Annotated in this window: 9 protein-coding genes; all 9 read left to right on the forward strand. The window is 68.4% G+C overall.

Going from position 1 to position 11,881, the window contains the following annotated elements:
• The 9 genes from M2282_RS19100 (at position 1) to M2282_RS19140 (ending at position 11,824) form a co-directional block, all read left to right on the forward strand.
• Positions 1-585 carry an amino acid synthesis family protein gene (locus M2282_RS19100; RefSeq protein WP_280810352.1) on the forward strand — a complete coding sequence of 195 codons (585 nt, stop codon included), beginning with the start codon at positions 1-3 and terminating at the stop codon, positions 583-585.
• Between the two features lie 67 nt (positions 586-652).
• The gene (locus tag M2282_RS19105) at positions 653-1,858 is read left to right on the forward strand and encodes an ABC transporter substrate-binding protein (protein WP_280810353.1); all 1,206 of its coding nucleotides are present in this window, start codon (positions 653-655) and stop codon (positions 1,856-1,858) included.
• A gap of 24 nt (positions 1,859-1,882) precedes the next feature.
• Positions 1,883-3,802: an ABC transporter permease gene (locus M2282_RS19110; RefSeq protein WP_280810354.1), complete on the forward strand. Its 1,920-nt coding sequence runs from the start codon at positions 1,883-1,885 to the stop codon at positions 3,800-3,802.
• Positions 3,799-4,602, forward strand: coding sequence for an ABC transporter ATP-binding protein (locus M2282_RS19115; RefSeq protein WP_280810355.1), 804 nt, complete (start codon positions 3,799-3,801; stop codon positions 4,600-4,602). The genes M2282_RS19110 and M2282_RS19115 overlap by 4 nt, the downstream gene beginning before the upstream one ends.
• Before the next feature lie 61 nt (positions 4,603-4,663).
• Positions 4,664-5,398 carry an ABC transporter ATP-binding protein gene (locus tag M2282_RS19120; protein ID WP_042576919.1) on the forward strand — a complete coding sequence of 245 codons (735 nt, stop codon included), beginning with the start codon at positions 4,664-4,666 and terminating at the stop codon, positions 5,396-5,398.
• 35 nt (positions 5,399-5,433) lie between these two features.
• Positions 5,434-6,159 carry a bifunctional nicotinamidase/pyrazinamidase gene (pncA, locus tag M2282_RS19125; protein ID WP_280810356.1) on the forward strand — a complete coding sequence of 242 codons (726 nt, stop codon included), beginning with the start codon at positions 5,434-5,436 and terminating at the stop codon, positions 6,157-6,159.
• A 50-nt stretch (positions 6,160-6,209) separates the two neighbouring features.
• Entirely contained in the window at positions 6,210-7,370 is a 1,161-nt protein-coding gene (locus tag M2282_RS19130) for an ABC transporter substrate-binding protein (protein ID WP_280810357.1), read from the forward strand.
• Positions 7,348-7,929: a (2Fe-2S)-binding protein gene (locus M2282_RS19135; protein ID WP_280810358.1), complete on the forward strand. Its 582-nt coding sequence runs from the start codon at positions 7,348-7,350 to the stop codon at positions 7,927-7,929. The genes M2282_RS19130 and M2282_RS19135 overlap by 23 nt, the downstream gene beginning before the upstream one ends.
• 133 nt (positions 7,930-8,062) lie before the next feature.
• On the forward strand, positions 8,063-11,824 hold the full coding sequence (locus M2282_RS19140; RefSeq protein ID WP_280810359.1) for a molybdopterin cofactor-binding domain-containing protein: 3,762 nt from the start codon (positions 8,063-8,065) through the stop codon (positions 11,822-11,824).
• Positions 11,825-11,881 lie beyond the last annotated feature (57 nt).

Below are 11,881 nucleotides of genomic sequence, written 5' to 3' on the forward strand. Positions count from 1 at the left end.
ATGACCGCCAACATCCGCAAGCTCGTCATCCAGGTGGATGAGACCCGCAAGGAAATGGGCCAGGACGTGACGCCGCCCACGCGACGCGCCGTTGCCATCGCCGTGATCGAGAACCCGTACGCCGGCCGCTACAGCGAGAACCTCGACGAGCTCATCGCCATCGGCGAAGAGCTGGGCGCGCTGCTCGGCCAGAAGGCGGTGGCCGCGCTCGGCATCGAGCCCGGCCAAGCCCAGAGCTACGGCAAGGCCGCCATCGTCGGCGAGCGCGGCGAGCTCGAACATGCGGCTGCCATCCTGCATCCCAAGCTCGGCGCGCCGCTGCGCGTGGCCGTTGAAAAGGGCGCGGCGCTCGTGCCTTCGGCCAAGAAGCAGGGCACGCTCGGCACCGCCATCGACGTGCCGCTCGGCCATAAAGATGCCGCCTTCGTGCGCAGCCATTTCGACGCCATCGAGGCCCGCGTGTCCGATGCACCGCGCGCCAACGAAATCGTCGTCGCCGTGGCCGTCACCGACAGCGGCCGTCCGCTGCCGCGCATCGGCGGGCTGCAGGCCCACGAGATCAAGGGCGAAGACGGCCTGCGTTGACGCCGGCCCCTGCGCACACCCCTTTCACACCGTTTCTTTCTCTCTTTCGCTTCCAAGGAGTTTCCCCATGAGCCCATTGCGTCACGTCTTCAGCGCCGCCGCACTCGCGTCGCTGGCCACCGCCCTCGTTCCCGCGCACGCGCAGGGCGTGATCAAGATTGGCGAGGTCAACAGCTACAAGGCGCAGCCCGCCTTCCTCGAGCCCTACAAGAAGGGCATGGAACTCGCCGTCGAAGAGATCAATGCCAAGGGCGGCGTCAACGGCAAGAAGGTCGAGCTCATCACGCGCGACGACAACGCCAACCCCGGCGATGCCGTGCGCGTGGCCGAAGAGCTGGTGGCGCGCGAGAAGATCGACGTGCTCACCGGCACCTTCCTCTCGAACACGGGTCTTGCGGTGGCCGACTTCGCCAAGCAGAAGAAGATCTTCTTCCTGGCCGGCGAACCGCTGACCGACAGGATGACCTGGCAAGGCGGCAACGAATACACCTTCCGCCTGCGCCCCGGCACCTACATGCAGGCCGCGATGCTGGTGCCCGAGGCCGTCAAGCTCAAGAAGAAGCGCTGGGCGGTCGTGTACCCCAACTACGAATACGGCCAGTCGGCCGTGGCCGCGTTCAAGGCGCTGCTGAAGGCCGCGCAGCCGGACGTCGAGTTCGTTGCCGAACAGGCGCCGCCGCTGGGCAAGGTCGATGCCGGCGCCGTGGTGCAGGCCCTGGCCGATGCCAAGCCCGATGCGATCTTCAATGTGCTGTTTGCCGCCGACCTCTCGAAGTTCGTGCGCGAGGGCAACACGCGCGGCCTCTTCAAGGACCGCACCGTCGTCAGCGTGCTGACCGGCGAGCCCGAGTACCTCGATCCGCTCAAGGACGAAACGCCCAACGGCTGGATCGTGACCGGCTACCCCTGGTACGGCATCCAGACGCCAGAGCACAAGGCCTTCTTCCTCGCGTACCACGAGAAGTACAAGGACTACCCGCGCCTGGGCTCGGTGGTCGGCTACAGCATGATCAAGTCGGTTGCTGCCGGCATCGCCAAGGCCAAGGGCACCGAAACGCCCAAGCTCGTGGCCGCCTTCAAGGGCCTGCAGGTCGACACGCCGTTCGGCAAGATCAGCTACCGCGCCGAAGACCACCAGTCCACCATGGGCGCCTTCGTCGGCAAGACGAAGAACGACAACGGCAAGGGCGTGATGGTCGACTACACCTACTTCGACGGCGCCAAGTTCCAGCCCACCGCCGCTGACGTCAAGAAGTCGCGCGCCGCAGACTGACCTTTTTCCGGAACGCTTGCACCCATGAGCCTCTCGTCCCTGCTGCTTCAGTTCCTCACCGGGCTGTCGTCGGCTTCGTCGCTGTTCCTCGTGGGGGCCGGCCTTTCGTTGATCTTCGGCGTCACGCGTATCGTCAACTTCGCGCATGGCTCCTTCTTCATGGTCGGCATCTACGTCGCCTACACGCTGGCCGACAAGCTGGGCTCGGGCATCGGCTTCTGGTCGGCGCTGGTGATCGCGGCCGTGGCGGTCGGCGTGCTGGGCGCGCTGATCGAAATCGTGCTGCTGCGCCGCATCTACAAGTCGCCGGAGCTGTTCCAGCTGCTGGCGACCTTTGCGCTGGTCCTGGTCATCAAGGACGCGGCGCTCTACATCTGGGGGCCCGACGAACTGCTCGGCCCCCGCGCGCCGGGCCTGTCGGGCTCGGTTGAAATCCTGGGCCGCCAGTTCCCGACCTACGACCTGTTCCTGATCGTCGTGGGCCCCGTGGTGCTCGGCCTCATGTGGCTCCTGCTCACGCGCACCCGCTGGGGCACGCTGGTGCGTGCCGCCACGCAGGACCGCGAGATGGTGAGCGCGCTCGGCGTCAACCAGGCGTGGCTCTTCACGGCCGTGTTCGCACTGGGTGCCATGCTCGCAGGCCTGGGCGGCGCGCTGCAGCTGCCGCGCGAACCGGCCACGCTCGCCATGGACCTGAACACCATCGGCGCGGCCTTCGTGGTCGTGGTGGTGGGCGGCATGGGCTCGATCCCGGGCGCCTACGCGGCGGCGCTGCTGCTGTCCGAAATCAAGGCCGTGTGCATCTGGCTCGGCGTGGTCGATGTGTTCGGCTACAGCATCTCGTTCTCCAAGCTCACGCTCGTGGTCGACTTCATCGTGATGGCCGTCGTGCTGGTGTGGCGTCCGTGGGGCCTGTTCGGCCGCCCGCAGGCGCCCAGCCGCTACGTGGGCATGGTCGAGGAGCCGCTGCGCCGCGCGAGCAAGGGCTACCTGTGGCTGGTCGCCGCGCTCGGCGTGGTACTGATGGCGATGCCGCTGCTCACCGCCGACTCGCCCTACACCACCGTGCTGCTGATCGACCTGCTGATCGCCGCGCTCTTTGCCGCCAGCCTGCACTTCATCATGGGTCCGGCGGGCATGCATTCGTTCGGCCATGCGGCCTACTTCGGCCTGGGGGCCTATGGTGCCGCGCTGCTGGTGCGCTCGAGCGGCCTGCCGATGGAAGCGGCGCTGATCGTGGCGCCGCTGGTGGCGGCCATCGGTGCCTTCATCTACGGCTGGTTCGCGGTGCGCCTCTCGGGCGTGTACCTGGCCATGCTCACGCTGGCGTTCGCGCAGATCACCTGGGCCGTCGTGTACCAGTGGGACTCGTTCACCGGCGGCAGCAACGGCCTCACGGGCGTGTGGCCTTCGGAGTGGCTGTCGGACAAGCGCGTCTATTACTGGCTCACGCTGGTGCTGGTGGCCGCAGCCATCCTGATGCTGCGGCGCGTGCTGTTCTCGCCCTTCGGCTATGCGCTGCGCGCGGGGCGCGATTCGCTGCTGCGCGCCGATGCGATCGGCATCGACGTCAAGCGCATGCAGTGGACGGCCTTCGTCATCGCCGGGGCCGCGGCGGGCCTTGCCGGTTCGCTCTATGCCTTCTCCAAGGGCAGCATCTCGCCCGAGAGCCTGAGCGTGGACAAGTCGGTCGATGGCCTGGTGATGGTGCTGCTGGGCGGTATCCAGACGCTGGCGGGGCCGGTGGTGGGTGCCGTCACCTTCAGCTGGCTGCACGACACCGTGGCGCGCAACACCGACTACTGGCGCGCGACGCTGGGCGCCATCATCCTGATCCTCGTGCTGCTGTTTCCGCAAGGGATTGCCGGCTTCGCCAAGCAGATGACCGAGCGCCTGCTGCGGCGCAAGACACCGGCCGTCGAAGTGAAGGAGGCCAAGGCATGAGCACCGCTGCACCCCTGCTGAAAGTCGAGAACCTCGGCAAGTCCTTCGGTGGCGTGAAGGCCGTCGATGGCATCAGCTTCGAACTGCATGCCGGCGAACTGCTGGCCCTCATCGGCCCGAACGGCGCCGGCAAGTCCACCACCTTCAACATGGTCAACGGCCAGCTCAAGGCCGACCAGGGCTCGATCCGCTTCAACGGCCACGAGCTGGTGGGCCAGAAGCCGCGCGCCATCTGGCGCATGGGCGTGGGCCGCACCTTCCAGATCGCCGAGACCTTTGCCTCGCTCACCGTGGTCGAGAACGTGCAGATGGCCATGCTCTCGCACGACGGCAAGCTCTTTTCCATGTGGCGCCGCGCCGCTGATCACAAGCGCGACGAAGCGCTGGTGCTGCTCGACCAGGTCGGCATGAAGTCGCAGGCCGACCGGCCGTGCAGCGAACTCGCGTACGGTGACGTCAAGCGCGTCGAGCTCGCCATCGCCATGGCCAACTCGCCCCAGCTGCTCCTCATGGACGAACCCACCGCCGGCATGGCGCCCAAGGAGCGCAATTCGCTCATGGCGCTCACCAAGGACCTGGTGATACAGCGCGGCCTGGCCGTGCTCTTCACCGAGCACAGCATGGACGTGGTGTTCGCCTATGCCGACCGCATGATCGTGCTCGCGCGCGGCCGCCTCATCGCGCAGGGCAAGCCGCTGGAGATCCGCGACCACCCGAAAGTGCAGGAGGTGTACTTCGGCAGCGGCAAGACATTCGAGAAGATCGCAGAGAAGGCCGCAGCGCTGGGAGTGACCGCATGAGCGCCGCGCCGGGCCGCCCCAAGCAAGCTCGCACCGAAGTGCGAAGCACGAAGGTTATTCAATGAGCACCCACGAACCTCTCTTGCAGGCCAAGGCGCTGTGCGCCTGGTACGGTGCCGCGCAGATTCTTTACGACGTGGACCTCGACGTGCGCCGCGGCGAAGTCGTCGCGCTCATGGGCCGCAACGGCGCGGGCAAGTCGACCACGCTGAAGGCGCTGATCGGCATGCTCGCCAAGCGCCGCGGCGCGGTGCGCTTCCTCGGGCACGACATTTCGAAGAGCGAGCCGCATCACGCGGCGCGCCTGGGCCTGGGCTTCGTGCCCGAAGACCGGCGCGTGTTCACCGACCTCACGGTGATGGAGAACCTCGAAGTCGGCAAGCAGCCCGCGCGCCAGTGGGCCGACGGCACCGAGGCGCCACTGTGGACGCCCGAGCGCCTGTTCAAGCTCTTCCCCAACCTCGGCGAGATGCCCAACCGCCCCGGAGGCCGCATGAGCGGCGGCGAGCAGCAGATGCTCACCGTCGCGCGCACGCTGATGGGCAACCCGTACCTGGTGCTGCTCGACGAGCCTTCCGAAGGCGTGGCACCGGTCATCGTCGAGCAGATGGCCAACATGATCCTGGAGCTCAAGGCGCAGGGCGTGAGCATCCTGCTGTCGGAGCAGAACATGCACTTCGCCGAACTCGTGTCCGACCGCGCCTATGTGCTCGAGAAGGGCCAGATCCGCTACCACGCCACCATGGCCGAACTGGCGGCGAACGAAGAAGTGCGCCGGGCTTACCTCAGCGTCTGATCATCACTTTCATTCAACCCACCGGAGTCCATGCCATGCATCGCAGAATCGTTTTGAAGTCCGCCGCTGCCCTCGGGCTCGCGGGAAGCCTCGGCAGCTTCGGCCTCTCGGCCTTCGCGGCCGGCAAGATCAAGCCCGGCAGCAAGGCCGCGCTGATCGTGGTCGATGTGCAGAACTGCTTTCTCGATGGCGGCACGCTCGCGGTGAAGGGCGGCAACGAGGTGATTCCGGTCATCAACGCGCTGGCGCCGGCGTTCGAGAACATCGTCGTCACGCAGGACTGGCACACGGCAGGCCATGCGTCCTTCGCGAGCACCTACTCGGGCAAGAAGCCCTTCGAGACCACCAAGCTCAACTACGGCACGCAGGTGCTCTGGCCCGACCACTGCGTGCAGGGTACCGACGACGCCGCGCTCGGCAAGGACCTGAAGGTGCCGACCGCGCAACTCATCATCCGCAAGGGCTTCCACAAAGAGATGGACAGCTACTCGGCCTTCGAGGAAGCCGACCACAAGACGGCCACGGGCCTGGCCGGCTACCTCAAGGCGCGCGGCATCAAGACCGTGTTCGTCACCGGCCTGGCCACGGACTTCTGCGTGGCCTGGACCGCGATGGACGCGCGCAAGGCGGGCTTCGACGCCTATGTGATCGAAGACGCCACGCGCGGCATCGACCTCAACGGCTCGCTCGCCGCCGCATGGAAGCAGATGACAGCCAAGGGCGTCAAGCGCATCCAGTCGGCGGACATCCAGGCCGCCTGAATGCGCCGCGGCCACGACCACACCCACAACAACTCCAAAGTAAACGACGCATGAAGCTTTCGATCTCAAGGCGCGCCATGGTGGCGGGCAGCGCAGCCCTGGCGCTCGGCCCGGGTCTTTTGCGTTCGGCACGCGCGGAAAACGGCGTGACCGACACCACCATCCGCATCGGCCAGTCGGCCGTGTTCAGCGGGCCGGCCAAGGACTTCGGCGTCGACTACCGCGCGGGCATCAAGCTCTACTTCGACCGCGTCAATAAGTCGGGCGGCATCAACGGCCGCAAGATCGAGCTCGTCACCTACGACGATGCCTACGACCCCGCGAAGACGGCCATCAACACGGCCAAGCTGATCGACGACGACAAGGTCTTCGCGCTCACCGGCTTCGTTGCCACCGGCAACCTCGCGGCGGCGATGCCGCTCGCGGAGAAGGCGGGCGTGCCGATGTTCGCGCCGCTGGTGGGCACCACCTCGTTCCGCACCAAGGTCAACCGCTACCTCTTTCATGTGCGCGCGGGCTACGACCTGGAGCTGCGCAAGATCATCAGCCACCTCTCGACCATCGGCATCTCGTCGATCGCGGTGGTGTTCCAGGACAGCCCCTTCGGCAAGTCGAACCTCGCCACCTGCGAGCAGCTGGCGGCCGAATACAAGGTGCAGGTGGTGAAGACGCTGCCGCTGGCCATCACCGCGGAAGACGCCAAGCAGGTCGCTACCGAGATCTCCGCGGCCAAGCCCGGCGCGGTCGTGATGATCATGGCCGGCCGGATGGTCGAGACCTTCATCCGCGACTACCGCGCGAGCGGCGCGGGCGCACCGCTGTACACGCTGTCGGTCGGCATCACCGATGCGGCCGGCTCGGCCAAGCGGCTGGACGGCAAGCTCGCGGGCCTGGTCACGGCCAGCATCGTGCCGCCGCCGACCGCGCAGCGCGTGCCCATCGTGGCCGACTACCAGCGCGACCGCGCCGAGTTCGACGAGAAGATCGACAGCTACACCACGCTGGAGGGCTACATCGTCGCGCGCGTGATGGTCGAGGGCCTGCGCCGCGCGGGCAAGACGCTCACGCGCGACAGCTTCATCGCCGGGCTCGAGAGCATCGGCAGCACGCGCTTCGGGGACTTCCCCATCGACTACAGCGCGAAGAACCACAACGGCTCGACCTTCGTGGACCTGGAGATGTACACCCGTGACGGCCAGTTGCGGCGCTGAGCCGCTGCACCTGCAGGTCAACGGCCAGGCGCAGTCGCTCGCTGGCGTGCCCCGCGAGGCGTCGCTGCTGCACTTTCTGCGCAACGACCTCGGCCTCAATGGACCCAAGTACGGGTGTGGACTGGGGCAGTGCGGTGCGTGCACGGTGCATGTCGACGGCGTGGCCGCGCGGTCGTGTGTGATTCCCGCGCATGGCGTGGCGGGCCGCACTGTCACGACGCTCGAAGGGCTGGCGGACGTGGCCCCCACGCTCGGCACTTTCGTGTCCTCGCTGCCCCCCGAGGGGGCTGCCGCGCCTTGGGGCGGCCCGGCGGCGCGACGCGGGCGCTGGCATCCGGTGCAGGCGGCCTTCGAAGAGGCCCAAGCCGCGCAGTGCGGCTACTGCCTCAACGGCATGGTGATGCAGGCGGCGGCGCTGCTCGCGCGCGATCCGCATGCGAGCGAGGCGCGCATCCGCAGCGAGCTGTCGGGCAACCTGTGCCGCTGCGGCACGCACATTGAAATCCTCGATGCGGTGCAGCGCGCGGCAGTGCGCATGGGCGCGAAGGTGAACCCGTGAGCCGGTGGTCTTGTCCCCTCTCCCTCTGGGAGAGGGCCAGGGTGAGGGCATCGGCCTTTGCAAACGCACAGCCCCTGTCATTGCCGCCGGCCCTCACCCCAACCCTCTCCCCAAGGGGAGAGGGACCAAGACCATGACACGCCGCGCCGACCTGCCGCAGACCCGCGCGGAGTTTCTCGCTGCCGATGGCGTGCTGCTCGTGGTGCGCGAGACGCCCGCCGCACCGGCGCCCGCGAAGGGCCAGCCTGCGGTGATCGCCGGCAATCCCATCGAAGGCGAAGAGATCCTCCTCGCCGTGTGGGACGACGGCAGCGTCTCGGCGCTCAACGGGCACGTCGATCTGGGCACCGGCATCCAGACCGCCCTCTCGCAGATCGTGGCCGAGGAGCTCGACCTCGGCATGCCCTGCGTTCGCATGATGCTGGGCGACACCGCGCGCGTGCCGAATCAGGGCGCGACGATTGCGAGCGCGTCGATCCAAATCCATGCGCAGCCGCTGCGCCTTGCCGCCGCGCAGGCGCGCGCATGGCTGCTGGCGCGCGCGGCCGAACGCCTGGGCGTGGGGGTCGATGCGCTGCAGGTGCGCAACGGCGTGGTGCGCATCGCCGAGGCGCCGGACCGCCACGTCAATTACGCGGACCTCGTGGCCCATCAACGCACGGTGCTGCGGCTCGACCCCGCCGCGCAACTGAAGGACCCGGCCGACTACCGCATCGTCGGCACACGCCAGGCGCGCGTGGACATTCCCGCCAAGCTCGCGGGCGACCTCGTGTTCGTGCACGACATGCGCGTGCCCGGCATGCTGCACGGCCGCGTCGTGCGCCCGCCGTACGCGGGCGCGGACCATGGGGAGTTCATCGGCAACACGCTCGAATCTGTCGATGAATCGTCGATCGCGCACATCCCCGGCATCCGTGCGGTCGTGGTGGTCCGCGATTTCGTCGGCATCGTGGCCGAGCGCGAAGAGCACGCCGAGCAGGCGCTGCGCGAACTGCGCGTCACTTGGAAGCCGTGGCCCGGCATGCCCGACCTTTCCGATGTCGCGCAGGCGCTGCGCGACAACCCCTCGACGCAACGCCTGCTGGTCGATGAGGGCGATGTCGATGGCGCGATCGCTTCGGCGGCGAAAACGATGCAGCGCACCTATGTCTGGCCGTACCAGATGCACGCTTCCATCGGCCCCTCGTGCGCGGTCGCCGATTGGCAGCCGGCCGACGGAAGCGGCGTGCAGTTGCGGGTGTGGGCCGGCTCGCAGAACCCGCACGTGCTGCGTGCCGATCTCGCCAAGCTCATGGGCCTGGACGACGTGCAGGTCGACGTGGTCCGCATGGAAGCCGCGGGCTGCTACGGCCGCAACGGCGCCGACGATGTGGCCGCCGACGCGGCGCTGCTCGCGCGCGCCGTCGGCATGCCTGTTCGCGTGCAGCTCACACGCGAACAGGAGCATGCGTGGGAGCCCAAGGGCGCGGCGCAACTGATGGAAGTCGATGGCGGGCTGATGGCCGATGGCCGCATCGCCGCCTACGACTTCGAGACCTCCTATCCGTCGAACGGCGCGCCCACGCTCGCGCTGCTGCTCACGCGCACCATCGAGCCGGTGGCGCAGGCCTACGAGATGGGCGACCGCACCGCGCGCCCGCCGTACAGCTACGACAACATGCGCGTGAAGGTCAACGACATGGCGCCGATCGTGCGCGCCTCGTGGTTGCGTGGCGTGTCGGCGCTGCCGAGTTCGTTTGCGCACGAGTCTTACATCGACGAGCTCGCGACGGCGGCGGGTGTCGATCCGGTGCAGTTCCGCTTGCGCCACCTGAACGATCCGCGCGCGGTCGAGCTGGTGCAGGCCACCGCGCAGAAGGCTGGCTGGCGCATGCGCACCGGGCCGCAGGAGAACGCGGACGGTGGGCTGGGCGAGGGCGGCGACATCCTCTTCGGCCAGGGCTTCGCGTATGCGCGCTACATCCACAGCAAGTGGCCGGGCTTCGGCGCCGCATGGGCCGCGTGGGTGGCCGATGTGGAGGTCAACCGCAAGACCGGCGAAGTGCATGTGCGCCGCGTGGTGGTGGGGCACGACGCGGGGCTGATGGTCAACCCGGCGGGTGTCGAGCACCAGGTGCACGGCAACGTGATCCAGACCACGAGCCGCGCGTTGATGGAAGAGGTGAAGTTCGCGCCGCAGCAGGGTGCGCCATCGGGCGGCGCGCAGTTGCCCGGCGTGCTGCCGACCGGCGTGGTCGCGAGCCGCGAATGGGGCAGCTACCCGATCATCAACTTCCGCGACGTGCCGGTGATCGAGGTGATGCACATGCCGCGGCCTGGCGAGCCGTCGCTGGGTGCGGGCGAGTCGTCGTCGGTGCCGGGGACGGCGGCGATCGCGAATGCGATCTTCGATGCGACGGGGGTGCGGTTCCGGGCGCCGCCGTTCACGCCGGAGACTGTGCTGGCTGAATTGAACCGGGATTTGCTCCCTCCCCTTCCGGGGGAGGGCGGGGGTGGGGGCGAGCGGCGTTGGAGTGGTGACGCTGCCGTGCCCCCATCCCAACCTTCCCCCGGGAGGGGAAGGAGCAATACAGAAGCCATCTGGCCACGGCGCAAGGGCGTGTGGGCCACAGGTGCCGCGCTCTTCATCGGCGGCATCGGCGTCGTCGCCGGCCTGCTCGGCTGGCGCTCCACCATCGCGCCCGTGTCGCTCACCGCGCCGGTCTACGGCCAGTCCACCATCGAACGCGGCCGGGTGCTCGCCGCGCTCGGCGACTGCGCTGTGTGCCACACCGCAGCCGGCGGCGCGCCCAACGCGGGCGGCCGCGCGATGGACACGCCTTTCGGTACGCTCTACACCACCAACCTCACGCCCGATGCCGACACCGGCCTGGGCCGCTGGTCGTTCAGCGCATTCCAGCGCGCCATGCGCGAAGGCGTCTCGCGCGACGGCCATCATCTGTATCCCGCGTTCCCGTACACAGCGTTCGCCAAGACCAGCGACGATGACCTGCAGGCTCTCTATGCGTACTTCATGTCGATGCCCGCGGTGCGCGCTGAAACGCCGAAGTCCGAACTCAAGTTCCCCTTCAGCATGCGGCCGCTGATGGCCGGGTGGAACGCGCTCTTCCACGACCCCGCACCGCTGCAGCCCGTCGCGACGCAAAGCGCGGAGTGGAACCGCGGTGCCTACCTCGTCAACGGCCTGGGCCATTGCGGCGCCTGCCACACGCCGCGCAATGCGCTGGGTGCGGAGCAGGGCGGCAGCGCGTTCCTCTCGGGCGCGATGGTCGATGGCTGGGAGGCGCCCGCGCTCACGCATCTGTCGAAGTCCGCCGTGCCATGGGATGCCGACGAGCTCTACCGGTACCTGCGCAGCGGCCACACGCAACGCCATGGCATCGCCGGCGGCCCGATGGCCGAGGTGGTGCGCGAACTCGGCCAGGTGCCCGATGCCGATGTGCGCGCGATGGCGACCTACCTCGGCTCGTTCAACCCGACGCCGGCCGCCGAACCGCAGGCCCTCGCGCAGCAGGCCATCGACAACGCGGCTCGCACCCAAGGCCAATTGCTCGGCCCCGCGCAACGCATGTTCGACAGCGCCTGCGCCTCGTGCCACCACGACGGCAACGGTCCCACGCTGCTGGGCGTGAACACGCCGCTCGCGCTCAACAGCAGCCTCACGAGCGCGCGGCCCGACAACCTGCTGCGCACCATCCTCGACGGCGTGCGCGAGCCGGCGACCCCCGACATCGGCTTCATGCCGGCGTTCCGCGAAGCGCTCGACGACCGGCAGATCGCCGAGCTGGCCGGCTACATGCGCGCGCGCTTCGCACCGCAGGAGCCGGCGTGGAACGACCTGCCCGCGCAGGTGGCGCGCGCACGCGCCGCCAAGGCACACGGCGCAGGGCAGTGAGCAGAGTGCCCCGGGGCGCCCGCGTGGGCATCGCTGAGGCTACGATGCGGCGTCGCG

This window comes from Variovorax boronicumulans (assembly GCF_029892485.1).
Lineage (GTDB): Bacteria > Pseudomonadota > Gammaproteobacteria > Burkholderiales > Burkholderiaceae_C > Variovorax > Variovorax boronicumulans_B.

Coding starts and splice junctions, on each gene's coding strand:
- M2282_RS19100 (WP_280810352.1), top strand. CDS start 1: ATGACCGCCAACATCCGCAAGCTCGTCATCCAGGTGGATGAGACCCGC.
- M2282_RS19105 (WP_280810353.1), top strand. CDS start 653: ATGAGCCCATTGCGTCACGTCTTCAGCGCCGCCGCACTCGCGTCGCTG.
- M2282_RS19110 (WP_280810354.1), top strand. CDS start 1,883: ATGAGCCTCTCGTCCCTGCTGCTTCAGTTCCTCACCGGGCTGTCGTCG.
- M2282_RS19115 (WP_280810355.1), top strand. CDS start 3,799: ATGAGCACCGCTGCACCCCTGCTGAAAGTCGAGAACCTCGGCAAGTCC.
- M2282_RS19120 (WP_042576919.1), top strand. CDS start 4,664: ATGAGCACCCACGAACCTCTCTTGCAGGCCAAGGCGCTGTGCGCCTGG.
- pncA (WP_280810356.1), top strand. CDS start 5,434: ATGCATCGCAGAATCGTTTTGAAGTCCGCCGCTGCCCTCGGGCTCGCG.
- M2282_RS19130 (WP_280810357.1), top strand. CDS start 6,210: ATGAAGCTTTCGATCTCAAGGCGCGCCATGGTGGCGGGCAGCGCAGCC.
- M2282_RS19140 (WP_280810359.1), top strand. CDS start 8,063: ATGACACGCCGCGCCGACCTGCCGCAGACCCGCGCGGAGTTTCTCGCT.